This is a genomic window from Microbacterium sp. SCN 71-21 (assembly GCF_001725695.1).
GTDB classification, from domain to species: Bacteria; Actinomycetota; Actinomycetes; order Actinomycetales; family Microbacteriaceae; genus Microbacterium; species Microbacterium ginsengisoli.
The window spans coordinates 1-20,520 of sequence record NZ_MEGA01000034.1; the positions used below are offsets into that span (position 1 = coordinate 1).

General features: G+C 72.0%; 21 protein-coding genes. 18 read left to right on the forward strand and 3 right to left on the reverse strand.

Features of this window, described 5'->3' with window-relative positions:
- Positions 1–93: 93 nt before the first annotated feature.
- The 4 genes from ABT08_RS06895 to lysS are packed head-to-tail and all read left to right on the forward strand — an operon-like array spanning position 94 to position 3,931.
- On the forward strand, positions 94–954 hold the full coding sequence (locus tag ABT08_RS06895; protein ID WP_288114345.1) for a PH domain-containing protein: 861 nt from the start codon (positions 94–96) through the stop codon (positions 952–954).
- Positions 951–1,700 carry a DUF2520 domain-containing protein gene (locus ABT08_RS06900; RefSeq protein ID WP_288114347.1) on the forward strand — a complete coding sequence of 250 codons (750 nt, stop codon included), beginning with the start codon at positions 951–953 and terminating at the stop codon, positions 1,698–1,700. The genes ABT08_RS06895 and ABT08_RS06900 overlap by 4 nt, the downstream gene beginning before the upstream one ends.
- A gap of 3 nt (positions 1,701–1,703) precedes the next feature.
- Positions 1,704–2,375: a formylglycine-generating enzyme family protein gene (locus ABT08_RS06905; protein ID WP_288114350.1), complete on the forward strand. Its 672-nt coding sequence runs from the start codon at positions 1,704–1,706 to the stop codon at positions 2,373–2,375.
- Between the two features lie 32 nt (positions 2,376–2,407).
- Complete coding sequence (gene lysS / locus ABT08_RS06910; RefSeq protein ID WP_056209678.1) at positions 2,408–3,931, forward strand: lysine--tRNA ligase; 1,524 nt, start codon at positions 2,408–2,410, stop codon at positions 3,929–3,931.
- On the opposite strand, the gene ABT08_RS06915 is transcribed toward lysS, so the two are convergent.
- A complete protein-coding gene (locus ABT08_RS06915) occupies positions 3,924–4,973 on the reverse strand; it encodes a DUF4192 family protein (protein ID WP_056209679.1) in 1,050 nt (349 codons plus the stop codon). The two genes, lysS and ABT08_RS06915, sit on opposite strands and share 8 nt — an antisense overlap.
- A gap of 135 nt (positions 4,974–5,108) precedes the next feature.
- Here ABT08_RS06915 and ABT08_RS06920 point away from each other — a divergent pair, with 135 nt between their 5' ends.
- The 3 genes from ABT08_RS06920 (at position 5,109) to ABT08_RS06930 (ending at position 9,480) form a co-directional block, all read left to right on the forward strand.
- Positions 5,109–5,294, forward strand: a complete 186-nt coding sequence (locus ABT08_RS06920) for a hypothetical protein (RefSeq protein ID WP_045247491.1) — start codon at positions 5,109–5,111, stop codon at positions 5,292–5,294.
- 93 nt (positions 5,295–5,387) lie between these two features.
- Entirely contained in the window at positions 5,388–6,854 is a 1,467-nt protein-coding gene (cls, locus tag ABT08_RS06925) for a cardiolipin synthase (protein WP_045247490.1), read from the forward strand.
- A 100-nt stretch (positions 6,855–6,954) separates the two neighbouring features.
- Complete coding sequence (locus tag ABT08_RS06930) at positions 6,955–9,480, forward strand: ATP-dependent Clp protease ATP-binding subunit (protein ID WP_045247489.1); 2,526 nt, start codon at positions 6,955–6,957, stop codon at positions 9,478–9,480.
- Positions 9,481–9,590: 110 nt separating this feature from the next.
- Here ABT08_RS06930 and ABT08_RS06935 read toward each other — a convergent pair whose 3' ends face one another.
- Together ABT08_RS06935 and ABT08_RS06940 are read right to left on the reverse strand one after the other, a co-directional pair.
- On the reverse strand, positions 9,591–10,157 hold the full coding sequence (locus ABT08_RS06935; RefSeq protein WP_056209680.1) for an HhH-GPD-type base excision DNA repair protein: 567 nt from the start codon (positions 10,155–10,157) through the stop codon (positions 9,591–9,593).
- Positions 10,154–11,461, reverse strand: a complete 1,308-nt coding sequence (locus ABT08_RS06940; RefSeq protein ID WP_288114354.1) for a glutamyl-tRNA reductase — start codon at positions 11,459–11,461, stop codon at positions 10,154–10,156. Before ABT08_RS06940 ends, ABT08_RS06935 begins: the two co-directional genes overlap by 4 nt.
- A gap of 58 nt (positions 11,462–11,519) precedes the next feature.
- Here ABT08_RS06940 and hemE point away from each other — a divergent pair, with 58 nt between their 5' ends.
- The 11 genes from hemE to ABT08_RS06995 form a co-directional block, all read left to right on the forward strand.
- Entirely contained in the window at positions 11,520–12,599 is a 1,080-nt protein-coding gene (gene hemE, locus ABT08_RS06945) for a uroporphyrinogen decarboxylase (protein ID WP_288114356.1), read from the forward strand.
- Positions 12,596–14,074, forward strand: a complete 1,479-nt coding sequence (hemG, locus tag ABT08_RS06950) for a protoporphyrinogen oxidase (protein WP_288114359.1) — start codon at positions 12,596–12,598, stop codon at positions 14,072–14,074. The genes hemE and hemG overlap by 4 nt, the downstream gene beginning before the upstream one ends.
- Positions 14,075–14,194: 120 nt before the next feature.
- Positions 14,195–14,620 carry a hypothetical protein gene (locus ABT08_RS06955; RefSeq protein WP_045247484.1) on the forward strand — a complete coding sequence of 142 codons (426 nt, stop codon included), beginning with the start codon at positions 14,195–14,197 and terminating at the stop codon, positions 14,618–14,620.
- Between the two features lies 1 nt (position 14,621).
- A complete protein-coding gene (locus ABT08_RS06960) occupies positions 14,622–15,026 on the forward strand; it encodes a phage holin family protein (RefSeq protein ID WP_045247483.1) in 405 nt (134 codons plus the stop codon).
- A complete protein-coding gene (locus ABT08_RS06965; RefSeq protein WP_045247482.1) occupies positions 15,019–15,291 on the forward strand; it encodes a hypothetical protein in 273 nt (90 codons plus the stop codon). Before ABT08_RS06960 ends, ABT08_RS06965 begins: the two co-directional genes overlap by 8 nt.
- A gap of 64 nt (positions 15,292–15,355) precedes the next feature.
- Positions 15,356–16,042 (forward strand): hydrogen peroxide-dependent heme synthase, encoded by a 687-nt coding sequence (hemQ, locus tag ABT08_RS06970; RefSeq protein ID WP_045247481.1) that lies wholly within the window; start codon positions 15,356–15,358, stop codon positions 16,040–16,042.
- Between the two features lie 13 nt (positions 16,043–16,055).
- Positions 16,056–17,042: a hydroxymethylbilane synthase gene (gene hemC / locus ABT08_RS06975; protein WP_273188850.1), complete on the forward strand. Its 987-nt coding sequence runs from the start codon at positions 16,056–16,058 to the stop codon at positions 17,040–17,042.
- Positions 17,043–17,052: 10 nt separating this feature from the next.
- Positions 17,053–17,856, forward strand: a complete 804-nt coding sequence (locus tag ABT08_RS06980; RefSeq protein WP_056209701.1) for a uroporphyrinogen-III synthase — start codon at positions 17,053–17,055, stop codon at positions 17,854–17,856.
- The gene (gene hemB / locus ABT08_RS06985) at positions 17,853–18,836 is read left to right on the forward strand and encodes a porphobilinogen synthase (protein WP_288114363.1); all 984 of its coding nucleotides are present in this window, start codon (positions 17,853–17,855) and stop codon (positions 18,834–18,836) included. Before ABT08_RS06980 ends, hemB begins: the two co-directional genes overlap by 4 nt.
- Before the next feature lie 17 nt (positions 18,837–18,853).
- The gene (locus ABT08_RS06990) at positions 18,854–20,182 is read left to right on the forward strand and encodes a glutamate-1-semialdehyde 2,1-aminomutase (RefSeq protein ID WP_056519783.1); all 1,329 of its coding nucleotides are present in this window, start codon (positions 18,854–18,856) and stop codon (positions 20,180–20,182) included.
- Positions 20,179–20,520 (forward strand): 2-phospho-L-lactate transferase CofD family protein (locus ABT08_RS06995; RefSeq protein ID WP_288114366.1); only part of this gene is annotated, 342 nt, incomplete at its 3' end. The genes ABT08_RS06990 and ABT08_RS06995, both read left to right, overlap by 4 nt.

Below are 20,520 nucleotides of genomic sequence, written 5' to 3' on the forward strand. Positions count from 1 at the left end.
CCGCCAGCCCGGCCTGGCAGAGCACCAGCCAGGAGCGGCGCCGGCCCAGTTGCCCGATCAGCGGCAGCCGCGCCCGACCGCAGCGAGTCGGTCGTGCACGTCACACCGCTGCGCCTCATCGGGGCGCAGGTGCTCAGCGACGACACGGTGTGGTGGCTGATCGGGTCGACAGCGGTGATCGTGGCGGGCGCGCTGTGGTTCCCGCCGGGGCTGTTCCTCGCGCTGCCGTTCATCCTCGGCTACGGCGGATATGCCGCGCGGCACGTGGTGCGGGCGATGCGCTACGCGATCGTGCCGACGCCGCACGGCGTGCGGGTGACGTACGGCGTCCTGACCACCGTGACCGAGACGATTCCACCGGGGCGCGTGCACGCGGTCGCGATCTCGCAGTCGGTGCTGTGGCGCGGAACGGGCTGGTGGACGGTCACCGTCACCCGCATCTCGGGCACCCGCCACGGCGAGCAGCGCGCCGAGGCGTTCGCGCGGGTGATGCCGGTGGGCACCCTCGACGATGCGAAGCGCGTGGTCGCCCTGCTGCTGCCGTGGCTGAGCGCGCACGAGCTCGACACGATGACGGATGCCGCGCACGCCCGCGCCGCCGGCGGCTTCACGACGACCCCTCGGCGCGCCCGACTGCTGCGCCCCCTCGCGTGGCGGCGCAACGGGTTCGCGCTCGGTTCCCGCGTGGTGACCTTCCGCCGCGGTTTCCTCGCCCGCTCGGCGGCGCTGTTCCCGCTCGGTCGCGCGCAGGGGGTCGAGCTCGCACAGGGGCCGATCGACCGCGCGTTCGGTGTCGCGAGGGTGCGGGTGGTGACGGTGCGCGGGCACGTGCGCACGCGGCTCGGCGCGATCGACGCGGATGCCGCGGCATCCCTCGCCGGTGACGTCGCCGACCGCGCGGCGGCACCTGATACGGTGGCGGCCGCGACAGAGCGGGAGGAGTCGCACGCATGAGCACGGCACGGGACGGACGCCTGGGCGTCGGGATCATCGGCGCGGGCCGGGTCGGCCCCGTGATCGGTGCGGCGCTCGGTGGGGCGGGTCACGCGGTGATCGGCATCACGGCGGGCTCCGACCCCGACCGGGTCGACGCGGTGCTGCCCGGGGTTCCCGTGCTTGAGACGCAGGACGTGGTGCGTCGGGCCGAGCTCGTGGTGATCGCGGTGCCGCACGAGGAGCTGCCCGGCCTCGTCGCGGGACTCGCCGAGGTCGGCGCCTGGCAGCCCGGCCAGCTCGTGCTGCACACGGACCCCGCCTACGGCATCGAGGTGCTCACTCCCGCGGCGCGGTCGGGGGCGATCCCGCTGGCTGTGCACCCGGCGATCTCGTTCAGCGGCACCTCGATAGACCTGAAGCAGCTCGCGGCCGCGTACGCGGCGGTGACGGCGCCGGCGGCTGTGCTGCCGATCGCCCAGGCGCTCGCCGTCGAGATGGGCTGCGAACCCGTGGTCGTCGCGGAGGCCGACCGTCCCGCCTACGCGGAGGCCATCGCCACCGCGACCGCGTTCTCCGATTCGATCGTGCGGCAGGCGACCGGGCTGCTCAGCGCCGTCGGCGTCGAGAGCCCGGGTCGGTACCTGTCGGCACTCGTCCGCTCGACCATCGACCAGGCGCTGATCGACCGCACCCCGACCCTCGAGGTGCGAGGCGACGCCGGTGACGAGCACAACGACGCCCCGGTCGACGCCGATCGCGACTGACCCGTGCGCGACATCGAGCTCGCCGCGATCGAGGGTGGCACCCTGATACGCCGGGTGGGCCATGCCCGCGAGACGGTCGAGGTGGCCCCGTTCGAGATCGGGGTGTTCGCCGTCACCGAGGAGGAGCTCGCCGAGCTTCTCGGGGTCCCTTCCCGGCATCCGCGCCGGCCCGCGGTCGAGGTGAGCTGGCAGCGGGCGGTGCGCTGGTGCAATGCGGCGTCGGAGTGGGAGGGGCTCGACCCCGCCTACCGGATCGACGGCGACGAGGTGCGGTGGGACGGCACCGCCGACGGCTACCGGCTTCCGACCGAGACCGAGTGGGAGTTCGCGTGCCGTGCGGGGTCTCCGGCGGCGCAGTACGGCCCGCTCGCCGAGGTCGCGTACACCGCCGCCGACGGGCTGCGCGCCCCCGCGGACGTCGGCGGGAGGCATCCGAATCTCCACGGGCTGTTCGACACCCTCGGCAACGTGTGGGAGTGGTGCTGGGATCCGTTCGACCCGGAGGACCCGGGCGCGGGGCGCGTGTTCCGCGGTGGCGGGTTCACCGACGGGCCGCTGAACGTGCGCGCGGACGTGCGTCGCGGCGCCCGCGCGAGCGCGGTGTTCGACGATGTCGGGTTCCGCGCGGCGCGGGGTCCGGGTCCCGCCCCTGAGGGGCGCTCCCGCCGCCGATAGACTTGGCGGCGACTTTCCGAGGAGCCCCCGTCATGACCGAGCAGCACGCTCAGCCCGCGCCCGCCGACGAGTTCGACGACGATGTCTTCGAGCAGAAGGCGGTGCGTCTCGCCAAGCGTGAGCGGCTCATCGCCGAACGAGCGGATGCCGCGGGCGGCGCCTATCCCGTCACGGTTCCGGTGACCGACACCATCCCCGCGCTGCGCGCCCGGTTCGGCGAGCTCGAGCCCGACACGCAGACGGGCGTGGTCGCGGGTGTCGCGGGCCGCGTGGTCTTCAGCCGCAACACCGGCAAGCTCTGCTTCGCGTCGCTGCAGTCGGGCGACGGCAGCCGCATCCAGGCGATGGTGTCGCTGGCCTCGGTCGGCGAGGATGCGCTGCAGCGCTGGAAGGAGCTCGTCGATCTCGGCGATCACGTCTTCGTCTCGGGCGAGGTCATCTCCAGCCGCCGCGGTGAGCTGTCGATCATGGTCACCGACTGGGCGATCGCCGCGAAGGCGCTGCTGCCGCTGCCGAACCTGCACTCCGAGCTGAGCGAGGAGACCCGCGTGCGTTCGCGCTTCCTCGACCTCATCGTGCGCGACCAGGCCCGCCACACCGTGCGCGCCCGCTCGACAGTGAATGCCAGCCTGCGGCAGACCTTCTCGGCGCACGAGTTCATCGAGGTCGAGACCCCGATGCTGCAGGTGCAGCACGGCGGCGCGAGCGCCCGCCCGTTCGTGACGCACTCGAACGCGTTCGACACCGAGCTCTACCTGCGCATCGCGCCCGAGCTCTTCCTCAAGCGCGCCGTCGTCGGCGGGCTCGACCGGGTGTTCGAGATCAACCGCAACTTCCGCAACGAGGGCGCGGACTCGACCCACAGCCCCGAGTTCGCGATGCTCGAGGCCTACCAGTCCTACACCGACTACAACGGTATCGCCGACCTCACCCAGGAGCTCATCCAGAACGCGGCCGTCGCCGTGGCGGGTTCCACCACTGTCACGTGGGCCGACGGCACCGTCTACGACCTCGGCGGCGAGTGGGACCGCATCTCGATGTACGACTCGCTGTCGGCCGCCGCGGGTCGCGAGGTCACCCCCGCGACCTCGCTCGACGAGTTGCGCGCGATCGGTGCCGCCGCCGGTGTCGACGCTCCCGCGCACGAGACGCACGGCAAATGGGTCGAGGAGCTGTGGGAGCACTTCGTGAAGGGCGGGCTCACCCGGCCGACCTTCGTGATGGACTTCCCGATCGACACCAGCCCCCTCGTGCGCGAGCACCGGTCGATCGCCGGGGTCGTCGAGAAGTGGGATCTGTACGTGCGCGGCTTCGAGCTCGCGACGGGATACTCCGAGCTCATCGACCCGGTCATCCAGCGGGAGCGGTTCGTCGAGCAGGCGAAGCTCGCCGCCCGCGGCGACGATGAGGCGATGCGCATCGACGAGGAGTTCCTGCGGGCGATGGAGCACGGCATGCCCCCGATGGGCGGCATGGGCATGGGCATCGACCGTCTGCTCATGGCGATCACCGGTCTCGGCATCCGCGAGACGATCCTCTTCCCGCTCGTCAAGTAACCGGCTCCCGGGCCGCGAGGGCGCGTTCGGCGCGCCCGCGGAACGCCCAGTCGGGCAGGTGCCCGGCGGCCACGAAGCGTCCGACGATGTCGGCGAGTCCGTGGGATGCCTCGTGCTCCCGCGCCGCGCGCACGTAGCCGTCGGCGTGGCTCGAGCGCCCGAGCGCCCACGACAGCCACGCGCAGGTCGCGAGCGCGCCGGCGCGGTGCGTGGGCGGCGCGGCGGCCGCCGCCCGGCGGGCCACCGCCAGCGCCCGCAGCAGCCGCGGCGGATCGGGGCGCGGTCCCTCACCCCACATGCGCCGGGCGAGCGACATCGGATAGGCCACGTCCGCCTCCCAGTCGAGCTGCGCGCGCACGGCCTGGTCGCCGCGGTCGACGCCGTCGCACCAGGTCAGCAGGCCCACGTCTCGCAGCGCCGGACGATCCAGCGCCCACACGAGCGCTGCGATGGCCGCGGCATCTTGGTCGTCGTCGTCGTCGGCGAGCATCCGCTCGAAGAAGGCGGGCAGATCGTCGCGCAGCGCAGCTGGAACGGCCATCGGTCGGCCGAGCTCGTGTCGCACGGCGTCGACGAATGGCCGTTCGAGGTCGGGCGGAACTGCGTCGTCGGCGAGGCCGCCCTCGTACGCACCCGTCATCACCTCGGCGCGCGCTCCGCCGACAGACGGGTCGCCGTAGCGGCCCCAGCGCCGGGCACCGACCCACAGTGCGTCGTGCACGGGCAGGCCCGCGGCATCCATGCGCTGCTCGATCGCCCGCACGAGCGGGCGGCGCGGCGCGTCCCGCGTCGCCTCGTCTGCGTAGATCACGATCGCCGCGGCCGTCGCCCCCTCGATGCGGCACAGCAGTCCGACGAGGGTCGCGGCGAACGCCCGTTCACCGGCGCGTCCCGCGCCGGGCAGGTCGAGCCGCATCAGACCCATCGTGCGCCGCCCGGTGAACGGCACCGCGACCACGCTCCGCGCGGGCGTGATGCCCGCTAGCCGCGGCACGAAGGAGAGGAACTGCGCCGCACCCGCGGCCCGCACGATCTCGGTCATCTCCCGACCCTCGCGGGGTGCGCCGAGGGGCGGGCGCCGCGGGCGCGGATTGTGCAGAGCGGGCCGGATGCCGCGGCATCCGCCCGGTTCGGGAGGAGGCGGCGTTCTCCCACCCGGCGCGCGTACGATGACCCCGTGGACAACTACTGGCTCGCCATCGTCTGGTCGATCGGCCCGACCATCGTGGTGTCCTTCATCTTCTTCGTCATCCTGCGGGGGATCGTGCGCATGGACCGCACCGAGCGCAAGGTCTACGCGCGCATCGAGGCGGAGGAGCGCGCGAAGCGCGGCCTGCCGCCGGTCACCCCCGCCGACAGCTGAGCTCCCGTCCCGCCGGGTAGCCGGCTCGCCGCCGCTTCATGACGGCGGAGCTGTCGCCGCCGCCCACTACGCTGGTGCCACTGGGAGGGCCTGATGACGTTCATCTTCGACCCGACATGGTGGGTCGTGCTGACGTTCCTCGTCGACCTCACCGTGCGCGTCACCGCGATCATCGTCGTCCCGCGCAACCGCCGCCCCACCGCGGCCATGGCGTGGCTGCTCGCGATCTACTTCATCCCGATCGTCGGCGTGCTGCTGTTCCTGCTCATCGGCAACCCGCGCCTGCCGCGCAAGCGCCGCCGCAAGCAGCAGGCGATCAACGACTACATCCGCGAGCAGAGCACCGGTCTCGACTTCGGCCGCACCCGACCCGACCCGCCCGAGTGGATGCGCGCGGTCGTGCGGCTCAACCGCAACCTCGGCGCCCTGCCGATCTCGGGCGGCAACGCGGCCCGCCTCACCTCCGACTACCAGACGAGCCTCGACGAGATGGCGGCGGAGATCCGCACGGCCGAGAAGTTCGTGCACGTCGAGTTCTACATCTTCCAGTCGGATGCCTCGACCGAGAACTTCTTCGCGGCGCTCGAAGAGGCGCGCTCCCGGGGCGTGGTCGTGCGGGTGCTGCTGGACCACTGGGCCAACCGCGGCAAGCCCTACTACCGCCGCACCCTGCGCCGCCTCACCGAGATGGGTGCGATCTGGCATCTGATGCTCGAGGTCAAGCCGCTGAAGGGCAAGTACCAGCGGCCCGACCTGCGCAACCACCGCAAGCTCCTCGTCGTCGACGGGCGGGTCGCCTACACGGGATCGCAGAACGTGACCGACTCGACCTACAACCTGCGCAAGAACATCCGTCGGGGCCTCCACTGGGTCGACCTGATGGTGCGGGTCGAGGGGCCGGCCGTGGCATCCATCGACGCCGTGTTCCTCAGCGACTGGTACTCCGAGACCGACGAGGTGCTCGCCGACTACCTCGAGCTCGACGGGCTCACCCTCAGCGACGCCGGCACCCTCGACTGCCAGGTGGTGCCGTCGGGGCCGGGGTTCGAGTTCCAGAACAACCTCAAGATGTTCCTCGCACTGCTGTTCGCGGCGCGCGAGCGCATCATCATCGTCAGCCCCTACTTCGTGCCCGACGAGTCGTTGCTGCTGGCCATCACCACCGCCTGTCAGCGCGGCGTGCACGTGGAGCTCTTCGTCTCCGAAGAGGGCGACCAGGCGATGGTGTACCACGCGCAGCGCAGCTATTACGAGGCGCTGCTGCGCGCGGGCGTGCAGATCTGGATGTACCGCAAACCCTTCATCCTCCACTCCAAGTCGCTCACGATCGACGACGAGGTCGCGGTCATCGGATCGAGCAACATGGACATGCGCTCGTTCGGTCTGAACCTCGAGATCTCCCTGCTCGTGCGGGGCGAGGAGTTCGTCACCGACCTCCGCGCGGTCGAGGACATGTACCGCGATCTCAGCCGTGAGCTCACCCTCGAGGAATGGATGCGGCAGCCCCTGCGCTCCACCGTGCTCGACAACCTCGCGCGCCTCACCTCGGCGCTGCAGTAGCTCCCGGGCACTCTCCGCCGCGAGCGAACAAACGGCCGCGGCATCCGCCCCGTCGTTACCCTCGTTGTACAGCGCCAGAAGTGCGCCGGAGGAGTCAACGATGTTCGAGAGATTCACCGACCGAGCCCGTCGTGTGGTTGTGCTCGCCCAGGAAGAGGCGAAGATGCTCAACCACAACTACATCGGCACAGAGCACATCCTGCTGGGCCTCATCCACGAGGGCGAGGGCGTCGCCGCCAAGGCCCTCGAGTCGCTCGGCATCTCGCTCGACGCCGTGCGCGAGCAGGTGCAGGACATCATCGGTCAGGGTCAGCAGCAGCCGACGGGGCACATCCCGTTCACGCCGCGCGCCAAGAAGGTGCTCGAGTTGTCGCTGCGCGAGGCGCTGCAGCTCGGCCACAACTACATCGGCACCGAGCACATCCTCCTCGGCCTGATCCGCGAGGGCGAGGGTGTCGCCGCGCAGGTGCTCGTCAAGCTCGGCGCCGACCTGAACAAGGTGCGCCAGCAGGTCATCCAGCTGCTCAGCGGCTACCAGGGCAAGGAGCCCGCGGCCGTCTCGGGCGCCGCCAACGAGTCCCAGGCCGCCGCCCAGGGCGGATCGGCCGTGCTCGACCAGTTCGGCCGCAACCTCACCCAGGCCGCGCGCGACAACAAGCTCGACCCGGTCATCGGGCGCGAGAAGGAGATCGAGCGCGTCATGCAGATCCTGTCGCGCCGCTCCAAGAACAACCCCGTGCTGATCGGTGAGCCCGGCGTCGGCAAGACCGCCGTCGTCGAGGGCCTCGCCCAGGCGATCGTCAAGGGCGTCGTGCCCGAGACGCTGAAGGACAAGCAGGTCTACTCGCTCGACCTCGGCTCCCTCATCGCCGGGTCCCGATACCGCGGAGACTTCGAGGAGCGCCTGAAGAAGGTCACCAAGGAGATCCGCACCCGCGGCGACATCATCGTCTTCATCGACGAGATCCACACGCTGGTCGGGGCGGGAGCCGCCGAGGGTGCGATCGACGCGGCATCCATTCTGAAGCCGCTGCTCGCCCGCGGCGAGCTGCAGACGATCGGTGCGACGACCCTCGACGAGTACCGCAAGCACTTCGAGAAGGATGCCGCGCTCGAGCGCCGCTTCCAGCCGATCCAGGTCGCCGAGCCGAGCCTGCCCCACGCGATCAACATCCTGAAGGGGCTGCGCGACCGCTACGAGGCGCACCACAAGGTGCAGATCACCGACGGCGCGATCGTCGCGGCGGCCAACCTCGCCGACCGCTACATCAGCGACCGCTTCCTGCCCGACAAGGCGATCGACCTGATCGACGAGGCGGGGGCGCGCCTGCGCCTGTCGATCCTGTCGAGCCCGCCCGAGCTGCGCGAGTTCGACGACAAGATCGCCAAGGTCCGTGAGGACAAGGAGCAGGCCAGCGAAGACCAGGACTTCGAGCGCGCCGCGGCCCTCCGCGACGAGGAGAAGTCGCTGCTCGCCGAGCGCCTGCGTCTCGAGAAGCAGTGGAAGAACGGGGATGTCGCCACCACCGCCGTCGTCGATGAGGGACTCATCGCCGAGGTGCTGGCCCAGGCGACCGGCATCCCGGTCTTCAAGCTGACCGAGGAGGAGTCGAGCCGTCTCGTCTTCATGGAGAAGGCGCTGCACCAGCGCGTCATCGGCCAGGAGGAGGCGATCGCCGCCCTCGCGAAGACGATCCGTCGTCAGCGCGCCGGCCTGAAGGACCCCAAGCGTCCGTCGGGATCGTTCATCTTCGCCGGACCCACCGGTGTCGGCAAGACCGAGCTGGCCAAGGCGCTCGCCGAGTTCCTGTTCGACGACGAGGGCGCCCTGATCTCGCTCGACATGAGCGAGTTCGGTGAGAAGCACACCGTCTCTCGGCTGTTCGGTGCCCCTCCCGGCTTCGTCGGCTTCGAGGAGGGCGGCCAGCTCACCGAGAAGGTGCGCCGCAAGCCGTTCTCGGTGGTGCTGTTCGACGAGATCGAGAAGGCGCACCCCGACATCTTCAACTCGCTGCTGCAGATCCTCGAAGAGGGTCGTCTGACCGACGGTCAGGGGCGCGTGGTCGACTTCAAGAACACCGTGATCATCATGACGACGAACCTCGGCTCGTCGGCGATCGCCGGTGGCCCGGTGGGCTTCCAGGTCGAGGGCAACAGCCAGACGACCTACGAGCGCATGAAGGGCAAGGTCGACGAGGAGCTCAAGCGGCACTTCAAGCCCGAGTTCCTCAACCGCGTCGACGACATCATCGTGTTCCCGCAGCTCAACAAGGACGAGCTGCGCCAGATCGTGGGGCTGTTCACCAAGCGTCTCGGCGAGCGTCTGCTCGACCGCGACATGACGGTGGAGCTCACCGACGCGGCCAAGGACAAGCTGATCGAGATCGGCTTCGACCCGACGCTGGGCGCCCGTCCGCTGCGTCGTGCGATGCAGCGTGAGATCGAGGACCGCCTCAGCGAGCAGATCCTGCACGGCGAGCTCGTCTCCGGCGATCACGTGACGGTCGACGCCCCGAACGGCGAGTTCGTGTTCGAGCACAAGGCCCGCGGCGAGAAGGTTGCGGTCGGTGTGGGTGCGGCCGGCGAGATCGCGGCGACGCCGGAGATCGCGGCGACCGCCGACTGACCGAACGACACGAAGGGGGCGGATGCCGCGGCATCCGCCCCCTTCGTCGTGTCGGGGCGCCGGAGGTGGTCGGCCGTTCGCATCGAGCGAGACGAGCCTCACATGGGGGCTCAGCCCTTCGCGGCCGCCTTCATGGCCTTCTTGTGCTCGCGCACCTTCGCGAGCGTCTCGGGCGAGACGATGTCGGCGACGGAGCGCAGCGACCCCACCTCGCCGTAGGGAGCGGATGCCTCACGCCACCCCGCGCCCATGAACCCGTACTGCTTGCCGAGCAGCGCGAGGAAGATCTTCGCCTTCTGCTCGCCGAACCCGGGGAGGGTGCGCAGGCGCCGCAGCACCTCGGCGCCGTCGGGGTCGTCACGGGTCCAGAGCGCGGACGCATCGCCGCCCCAGTCGCGGGATACGATGCCGCACAGCTCCTGCACGCGGGCCGCCATCGAACCGGGGAAGCGGTGCACGGCCGGCGTCTGACGGAACGCCGCCAGGAACTCCTCCGGGTCGTACCCGGCGAGGGCCGCGGCATCCAGGGTGCCGACCCGGTCGACGATCTTGCGGGGCCCGGCGAACGCCGTCTCCATCGCGATCTGCTGGTCGAGGAGCATGCCGATCAGCAGGGCCAGCGGCTGCTCGGTGAGGAGGGTGTCGGCGGCGGCGTCGCCGGTGAGATGCAGACTCACGCGAGCTTCGCCTCGTCGTCGATCGCGGTTGCCTCGGCGGCCGGGACGATGCCGAACAGCGCCTCGAGTCCGGCGACGTAGTCGTCGGCGTGGCCGGCATCGGCCAGCTCATGGGCGCGGATCGTCGGGGTGTGCAGCAGCACGCCCACGAGATGGCGCAACGACTGCTCGGCGCGGCCGTCGTCTCCGCGTGCGCGGGCCCGGGCGATCTCGGCCTCGAGCAGCTCGAACACGTGAGCGCGCAGCGCGACCACCGCGGGGGTCACGCTGCGCCGTTCGCCGGCCACCGTGAAGCGGCGGGCGGCGTCCTGCACGAGCGCGCGAGCGGTGTCGGTGGCCTGCAGCTCCTCGAGAGGGGCGTGCAGCCGGATCGTCTCGAGGTCGAGCAGATCGGTGTCGGCCAGCTGCGCGACGGCCGGGTCGACATTGCGGGGCAGGCCGAGGTCGATCACCATGCGCCGCGTGGTGCGCTCGTGCGCGACGGGGCACGCGGGGGCCGTGGCATCCACGACCTCGGCACCGAGCACCGCCGGGGTGACGACGTATCCCTCGGCACTCGTGCAGGTGATCACGAGATCCGCACGGCGGGCGCGCACGGCGAGGTCGGACGTCTGCGCGATGCCGTGCTTGAGCGCGAAGCGCTCGGCGCGACCGGAGGGGGAGAAGACGGTGATGCGCTCGGCGCCTTGATCGCGCAGGGCCGCGAGCGTCGCGGCCGCGTAGGCGCCCGTGCCGACCAGCAGCACGTCGAGCGCCGACCAGTCGGCGATGCGGCTGTCGGCGAGCTCGAGTCCGAGCCGCACGAGGGAGCGTCCGGCGCGGCCGATCGCGGTGCCGTTCTTCACGTCGCGCTGTGTCTCGCTGGCGCGCTGGAACAGCCGCTCGAGCTCGGTCGACGTGGTGCCGTCGCGGTGCGCGTCGGCCAGGGCGCGGCGCACCTGCCCGGCGATCTCGCCCTCGCCGACGACGACGGACTCGAGCCCCGAGGCGACCGAGAACAGATGCTCGGCGACGCCGTCGCCGGTGTAGAGCTCATACGCCCCGTCGAGCTCGTGCGCGGCGACGCCCGTGGCGGCCTCGACGGCGAGCAGCGCCGCCTCGACACCCAGAGCGGATGCCGCGGTCACCGGCTCGTCCATGTCGACGTAGGCCTCGAACCGGTTGCAGGTGGCGACGACCACAGCCCCCTGCACGCACTCGCTGTGCTCGGCGATCGACCGGGCGACGCTGTCGGTGTGGACGCTGAGTCTCTCCAGGAGGTCGAACGACGCGGTCTTGTGACTCGCGCTCAGGCACAGCAGCACCCGGCAAGTCTACGACCGCTCCCAGGCGGGGTATGGGCGGTGATGGGAAACTGTCAGGATGACCCGCCCCGCCGCCGCCACCGATCCCGCCGCTGTCGCGGGGCCCGCGGCATCCGCTCTCGTCCGCGCGATCATCGGGCAGCGCACCGATCGCCTGCCCGTGTGGTTCATGCGTCAGGCCGGCCGCTCACTGCCCGAGTACCGCGAGCTGCGCGTCGGCACCCGCATGCTCGACGCCTGCCTCACCCCCGAGCTCGCCGCCGAGATCACCCTGCAGCCGGTGCGTCGCCACGGCGTCGATGCCGGCATCTTCTTCAGCGACATCGTGGTGCCGCTGAAGCTCGCGGGCGTGGACGTCGAGATCGAGCCGGGTCGCGGCCCCGTGTTCGCCTCGCCCGTACGCACCGCCGCCGACGTCGACCGGCTCACGGCCATCGAGCCCGCCGCGGTCGCGGCAGCCGCCACTCCGGTCGCCGAGGCGGTGCGCATCGTCACCACGGAGCTCGGTGACACCCCGCTGATCGGCTTCGCGGGCGCCCCCTTCACGCTCGCCGCCTACCTCGTCGAGGGCGGCCCGTCGAAGGAGCACCTGCGCGCCCGCGCCATGATGCACGCCGACCCGACCTCGTGGCATCGGCTGGCCGGGTGGCTCGCCGAGGTCTCGGCGGCGTTCCTCGGCGTGCAGATCGCCGCGGGGGCGTCGGCCGTGCAGCTGTTCGACTCGTGGGCCGGGTCGCTCTCCCGCAGCGACTACACGACGTTCATCGCCCCTCATTCGCGCCGGGCGCTCGAGGGGGCGGGCGTGCCGCGCATCCACTTCGGCGTCGGCACCGGCCACCTTCTCGCCGACATGCGGCTCGGCGGCATCGCGGACACCGTGGGTGTCGACTGGCGTACCCCGCTCGACGAGGCCGTCGAGGTGCTCGGCACGGATGTCTCGGTGCAGGGCAACATCGACCCGGCCCTGCTCCAGGCACCGTGGGAGGTCGTCGAGGCGCACGTGCGCGAGGTCGTCGCCCGCGGCCGAGCGGCGCGCGCCCACGTGCTGAACCTCGGTCACGGCGTTCCCCCCGAGACCGACCCGACCGTGCTGACCCGCATCGTCGAGCTCGCGCACGAGATCGGCGGGATCGAGTGACGGAGCACGTCGCCGGCATCGCGGATGCCGCGGCGCGCTCCCGTGTGGTCGTCGTCGGCGGCGGCGCGAGCGGCCTCGTCGCCGCCATGGAATGCGCCAAGGTCGGCATCGCCGTGACGGTGCTCGAGGCGTCGTCGCACACGGGCGGAGTGCTGCGTACCCGCGACGTCGCCGGCCTGCCCCTCGACGTCGGTGCCGAGAGCTTCGCCACCCGCGGAGGTCACGTGCGTCAGCTCATCGACGACCTCGGGCTGTCGGGAGAGGTCGTCGACCCTCGTCCCGGCGGCGCGTGGATCGCCGGGATCCCCGGAGTGGGTGCGGCGCCGATCCCGAAGGGTGGGCTGCTGGGAATCCCCGCGAACCCGTGGGACGAGTCGGTGCGCCGCGTGATCGGGTGGGGCGGCGCCTGGCGCGCCTACCTCGACCGCCTGCGGCCGCCGCTCACGATCGGCCACGACCGCAGCCTCGGGCACCTCGTGCGCACCCGTATGGGTGCGAAGGTGCTCGACCGTCTCGTCGCACCCGTGACGAGCGGCGTCTACTCGTCGCATCCCGATGACATCGACGTGGATCTCGCCGCGCCCGGCCTCAACACGGCCCTCACCCGAACGGGGTCGCTGAGCGGAGCGGTCGCGGAGCTCGTCGGGGGGCGCACGACGTCGCCGGGGGCAGCGGTCGGCGGCCTGGTGGGCGGGATGGGCCGTCTCGCCGACGCGCTCGTCGCGCGCCTGCGCGAGCTCGGCGTCGAGGTGCGCACGGACGCGTCCGTCGCGAGCATCGAGCGCGGTGAGAGCGCAGGCACCTTCCGGGTGGTCCTCGACGGCGACGACGCCGAGACGCTCACCGCGGACGCCGTGGTCCTCGCGGTCGGCGAGCACGAGTCCCGCCGCCTCGCCGCCCCCCTCGTCCCGACCCTCGCGCCCGAGGTGTCAGGCTCGGCCCCCGTGGTCGAAGTCATCACCCTCGTCGTCGACGCCCCCGCCCTCGACGCCGCCCCCCGCGGCACCGGCGTGCTCACCGTCCCCGGGTCGCACGCCGCCAAGGCGCTCACGCACTCCACCGCGAAGTGGCCCTGGGTCGCGGACGCGGCAGGCCCCGGCGTGCACGTGATCCGGCTGTCGTTCGGCGCGCAGGACGAGGCACCCGCGACCGAGAACCTCAGCGATGAGGATGCCGCGGCCCTCGCGCTGTCCGAGGCATCCGCTCTGCTCGGGGTGCCGCTCACCCCCGACGCGCTGCGGGGGTCGGACCGGCAGCGCTACGTGCAGGCGCAGCCGGGCTCGGTGCTCGGACGCCCGGAGCGGGTGGCCGCGGCCCGGGCGGCGATCCAGGCCGTGCCGCGCCTCGGAGTGGTGGGCGCATGGGTTGCCGGAACCGGGCTCGCGCAGGTGGTTCCCGACGCCAAGGCCGAGGCGGACCGGGTGCGTCGACAGGTGCTGTGGGGTCCGACCGGGGAGCCGCCGGCCACTCCGTGAGAGCCGATCGGCCCCGTGTGGCGCCCGCGCGGTCAAGTGGATGCCGGAAACGGAATACAGCGATAGCCTGGGGTCATCCCAGCACTGCAAGAACCGTGAATCGAGCGTGAGGAGATCCCCATGAGGGGCAAGGTTGGACTCGTCATCGGACTGGCCGCGGGCTACGTGCTCGGCACCCGTGCCGGACGCGAGCGCTACGAGCAGATCAAGGCACAGGCTCTCAAGGTGTGGGAGCTCGATCCCGTGCAGGCGCAGGTCGCCCGTGCCGAGGCGTTCGGCAAGTCGGCGCTCGCCGCGCTGCCCAAGGCCGCATGGAACGGCGTCGTGAAGGTCGGCAAGGCCGTCACCTCGTCGTCCACGTCGACCCCCGGTCAGAAGCTCGACGCCGCGGTGAAGGCGGCCAAGGACTCCGCGAAGGATGTCGCAGACGCCGCGGAGACGTCCGCGAAGGCCGCCACCACGGCGGCCAAGCGCACGACCGCGGCGAAGAGCACGACGACCCGCAGCACGTCGTCGCGCGCCAAGAAGCCCGCCACCGAGGAGTGAGATGACCACGCCCCGCGGGTTCCGCGACCTGAACGACGAGAGCCTGTTCACGCTCGTCGGCGAGCTTCCCCAGCTCATCCGCAACCTGATCGTCGCCGAGCTGAACGCCGTCAAGACCTGGCTCGGCTCGCTCGCCAAGAACGCCGGGTTCGGCGCCGTGTGGGTGATCGCGGCGCTCTTCGTGCTCTTCTGGTCGATCCCGGTGTTCGCCGCCTTCGTCATCGCGGGACTCTCGTCGTGGTGGCCCGTGTGGCTCTCGGCGCTGGTGGTGTTCGGGGCGATGCTCGTGATCACCGCGGTGCTCGCGCTGCTCGGGTTCCTGAGATTCCGGCGCATCGGCAAGGGCAACCCCGTGTCATCCATCGCCGCAGACGTCCGCGCCGTGAAGGAGGCCGCCGATGACTGAGCAGGTTCCCGTGCCCCGAACCGCCGTGCCGCTCGGCATCGACGACCCGGTCGAGGCCGCCCGAGCCGAGTTGAAGGCGGCCCTGGCCGCCATCGAGCACAAGGTGAACGTGCCGCGCAGGTTCGAGAAGGCGACGGAGGCGCGCATCTCGCGCTATCGCGACTTCGCACGCAAGAACCCCGCGGGTGCGATCGCCGCGACCGTGGCCGCGGCCGCCGCCATCGGCGGCGTCGTCTGGCTCGCCGTCCGGACGTACGTGCGCTGAACCTCCGGGCTTTCGCACGGTCGCCGTGGTTTGACCTCGCGTCCGGGCGGGGGAGACTGGAGCCATGACGATCGACCAGTCCGACGCCGTCGCGTCCGACACGCAGTACACCCTGTGGGCGGTCCTCGCCCGCGACCCGCACAACGCCGTCACCGAGCTGGACGACACCGAGCTCGCGGAGCTCGTCTCGCACATCGAGGCCGGCGGCACGACCGTGCGCGGCTTCTACGACGTGAGCGGGCTTCGCGCCGACGCCGACCTGATGATCTGGCTGCACGGCCCCTCGGCCGAGGACCTGCAGCGCGACCTGCGGCGCCTCCGCCGCTCCGAGCTGCTGCGCCCGCTGGTGCCGGTCTGGAACGCGATGGGCGTGCACCGGGACGCCGAGTTCAACAAGGCCCACGTGCCCGGGTTCCTGCGCGGCATCGCCGCGAAGGACTGGCTGTGCCTCTACCCCTTCGTGCGCAGCTACGAGTGGTACCTGCTTCCCGAGGAGGAGCGCCGCGAGATGCTCGTCGAGCACGGCCGCAAGGGCGCCGCGTTCCGTGGGGTCACCGCGAACACGGTCGCCAGCTTCGCGCTCGGCGACTACGAGTGGCTGCTGCCCATGGAGTCCGATGTGCTCAGCGACCTCACCGACATGATGCGAGACCTCCGCTACACCGAAGCGCGCCGCCATGTGCGAGAAGAGGTGCCGTTCTACACCGGCCGGCGCATCCCGACCTCGGCCATCCCCGAGGTGCTCGCGTGATGTCGGCGCACGCGTGAGCGACGCTCCGATCCGCCTCGGCACGCGCCGCAGCGCCCTGGCGACCGCACAGTCGCAGCAGGTCGCCGACGCGCTCGCCGCGGCATCCGGCCGGCCCGTCGAGCTCGTTCTCATCACCTCCGAAGGGGATGTCTCGCGGGCCTCGCTGTCGGAGCTCGGCGGTCGCGGCGTCTTCGCGACCCGGCTGCGGGAGGCACTGCTGGCCGGCGAGTGCGACGTTCTCGTGCACTCGCTGAAGGACCTCCCGACCGCGCCCGCCCCCGGACTCGTGATCGCCGCCACACCGCCGCGCGAGGATCCCCGCGACGTTGTCGTCACCCGCACGGGAGTGCCGCTGCACGAGCTCGCGCCGGGTTCGGTCGTCGGGACGGGCTCCCCCCGCCGCATCGCCCAGGTGCGCCGCCGCAACCCGCGGGTCGAGGTTCGCGACATCCGCGGGAACATCGACTCGCGCATCGGTCGGGTGCGCCTCGGCGAACTCGATGCTGTGATCCTCGCCGCGGCGGGGCTCGCCCGACTCGGCGGGTCGCTCCATGATCTGCACCTCGAGCCGCTCGGACTGGCGGAGTGGCCGACCGCGCCCGGGCAGGGTGTCCTCGCGGTCGAGATCCGCGAGGACGCGTCCGCCGACCTCGCCGATGCCGTCGCGGCGCTCGACGATCGTCGGGCCCGGGTGGAGATCACCGCGGAGCGCGCCGTGCTCGCCGGTCTCGACTCCGGATGCCAGGCGCCGGTCGGTGTGCACGCCGAGTTCGACGGCCATGAACTGCGAGTGCGCACAGTGGTCTACGCCCCCGGCGGGGGCGACCGCATCGGGGACGACCGGGCGATTCCCCTGATCAGCGGGTATGCTGGCGAGAAGGGCAGCGGCGATGGTGCAGATGCTGCCGATCGCGCGGATCCCGTGGCGCGCGCCGAGCGCACCGGTACCGTGATCGCGCGAGACCTCCTCGATCGCGGGGCCGCCGGCCTCGCCACCTGAAAGCGTCCCCATGCACGAAGATCCCGCGCGGACAGAAGCCGCCAAGCCCCTGACGGGCTGGCGCGTTCTCGTCCCCCGCGGGGGACCGTGGGGCGACGGCGTCGCCGCCACGCTGCGATCGCAGGGCGCTGTTCCCGTCGTCGCGCCGCTCATCAACTTCGCGCCCACCAACGATCAGGCGACCCTTGAGCAGGCGCTGCGCGATCTCGCCGACGGCGCGTTCGACTGGCTCACGATGACGAGCGCCACCACGGTCGATGTGCTCGTCGCCTATCGCGCAGAGATCCCCGCCCGCACAAAGGTCGCCGCCGTCGGTGAGACGACCGCCGCCGCGCTCCAGGCCGTCGGCTACCGGGTCGACCTCGTGCCCGACCGCGACAACTCGGCCGCCGGAATGGCCGCCCAGCTCATCGGGCTCGAGCCGGAGCCCCGCGACATCCTCACGCTCCGCAGCGAGATCGCGAAGCCCGTGCTCACCTCGAAGCTCATCGAGGCGGGGCACCGCGTGCGCAGCGTCGTCGCGTACCGCACCGTCGGCGTGCCGGTCACGGAGCGCATCCTGCGCGACGTCGAGAACGGGCGCATCAACGCGATCCTGGTGACGAGCGGCTCGGTCGCCGAGCAGGTGCACGAGCAGTTCCCGCACATCCCCGATGCGACCGTCATCGCCGCGATCGGTCCGCGCACCGCGACCGATGCCCGCAAGGTTGGCCTCGACGTCGATGTCGTCGCCCCCCGCCAGACCGTCGACGCGCTGATCGAGGCGGTATCGCACCTGGTGCTGCCGCACGCAGCCGACGAGTTCCAGCCGTGAGCTTCCCCACCCACCGGCTGCGCCGCCTGCGCCAGTCGCCCGCCGTGCGCCGCCTCGCCCGCGAGACGACGCTGGTGCCGTCGCAGCTCGTGCTGCCGCTGTTCGTGCGCGAAGGCATCGCCGATCCGCAGCCGATCGGCTCGATGCCGGGGGTGGTGCAGCACTCGCTCGACTCGCTGCGGCGGGCGGCGACGGATGCCGCGGCCGCCGGTCTCGGTGGCGTGATGCTGTTCGGCGTGCCCGCCGTGCGCGATGCGCTCGGCTCGGGTGCGGACGACGAGCGCGGCATCCTGAACGTCGCGACCGCCGCGGTCGCCGCGGAGGTCGGGGATGCGCTCGTCGTGCAGACCGACCTGTGCCTCGACGAGTTCACCGACCACGGCCACTGCGGCGTGCTCGCCGCAGACGGGTCGGTCGACAACGATGCGACCCTCGAGCGCTACGCGGCGATGGGTCTTGCGCAGGCGCGGGCGGGGTCGGCGATGCTGGGCCTGTCGGGCATGATGGACGGCCAGGTCGCGCACGTGCGCGCTGCGCTCGACGCGGAGGGCTTCACCGACACCCTGCTGCTGGCCTACTCGGCCAAGTACGCGGGGGCGTTCTACGGACCGTTCCGCGAGGCGGTCGACTCGCAGCTCACCGGCGACCGCCGCACCTACCAGCTCGACCCGGCGAACGCGCGCGAGGGTGTGCGGGAGGCGATCGTCGACGCCGAGGAGGGCGCCGACGTCGTCATGGTCAAGCCCGCGCTGCCCTACCTCGACGTGCTCGCCGAGGTGCGTGCCTCGGTCGATGTGCCGGTGTGGGCCTACCAGGTGTCGGGCGAGTACGCGATGATCGAGGCCGCCGCCGCGCATGGCTGGATCGACCGTCGTGGCGCGATCTCCGAGTCGCTGCTGTCGATCCGGCGCGCCGGTGCCGACGCGGTGCTGTCGTACTGGGCGCTCGAGGCGGCCGGCTGGCTGCGCGAGTCCCTCTGATCCATCCGGGAGGTGCGGTGTCCGACCGCAACGACGATCTGTTCACGCGCGCCCGCGGCGTCATCCCCGGCGGGGTGAACTCTCCGGTGCGGGCCTACGGCTCGGTGGGCGGTGCGCCCCGGTTCGTCTCGTCGGCGGCGGGGCCGCGGGTGACGGATGCCGCGGGCACCTCTTATGTCGACCTCGTCGCGTCGTGGGGTCCGGCGCTGCTCGGCCACGCGCATCCCGAGGTCGTCGAGGCGGTGCGGGAGGCCGCGACCCGGGGTCTCTCGTTCGGCGCGCCGACGGAGGCCGAGGTCGAGCTCGCCGAGCTCATCGCCGCTCGCGTGCGGGTGGGCGAGGCGGCTCCCGTCGAGCGGGTGCGACTGGTGTCGACCGGCACCGAGGCGACCATGACGGCGATCCGTCTCGCCCGCGGGGTCACCGGCCGCGACCTGCTGGTGAAGTTCGCGGGGCACTACCACGGCCACTCCGACGGCCTGCTCGCCGCCGCCGGGTCCGGTGTCGCGACGCTCGCGCTGCCGGGGAGCGCGGGCGTGCCGGCACCGATCGCCGCGCAGACCCTCGTGATCGACTACAACGACCTCGACGCCGTGCGCGAGGTGTTCGCCGTGCACGGCGACCGCATCGCCGCCGTGATCGTCGAGGCGGCGGCCGCGAACATGGGCGTCGTCGCGCCCCTGTCCGGATTCAACGCCGCCCTCGCCGACATCGCCCACGCGCACGGCGCGCTCCTCATCCTCGACGAGGTGCTCACCGGATTCCGCGTGCACCCCGCCGGCTTCTGGGGCCTGCAGCAGGCCGCCGGCGAGCATTACCTCCCCGACATCATCACGTTCGGCAAGGTCGTCGGCGGCGGCATGCCACTCGCCGCCCTCGGCGGCCGGGCCGACGTCCTCGACGCGCTCGCGCCTGTCGGCCCCGTCTACCAGGCGGGAACGCTGAGCGGCAATCCGCTCTCGGTGGCTGCGGGGCTCGCGACCCTGCGCCTTGCGACGCCCGCCGTCTACGAGAAGGTGGATGCCGCGGCATCCGTCGTCGCGACCGCCCTCGCCGACGCGCTCGCCGCCGAGGGCGTGGTGCACGCCGTGCCGAGCGCGGGATCGCTGTTCGGCGTCGCGTTCCTGCCCAAGGCACCGCGGTCGTACGCCCAGGCCCTCACCCAGGAGGCGTGGCGCTACCCCGCGTTCTTCCACGCCATGCTCGACGCCGGGGTGGCGCTGCCGCCGAGCGTCTACGAGGCCTGGTTCCTCACCGCGGCGCACGACGACGACGCGCTCGCCGTGATCACGGCGGCGCTTCCGGGCGCGGCGCGCGCCGCGGCATCCGCGCAGGCCCCCGCGTGACCCGGGTCGTCGTGCTCGCCGGCGGGGTCGGCGGCTCGAAGTTCACCCTTGGTGTGCGCGAGGCGCTCGCCCGTCGCGGCGATCCCGCGGCGACCGTCGTCGTGAACACCGGCGACGACCTGTGGCTGAGCGGCGTGCGTCTGCAGCCCGACATCGACTCGGTGCTCTATGCGCTCGGCGGCCAGAACGACACCGTCCGCGGGTGGGGACGCGCCGGCGACACCGAGCGGGTCAACGCCGAGCTGCAGGCGTGGGGCGCCGGCTGGCCGTGGTTCACGCTCGGCGACCTCGATCTCGGCACCCACCTCGCGCGCACCGGATGGCTGCGCGACGGTCTC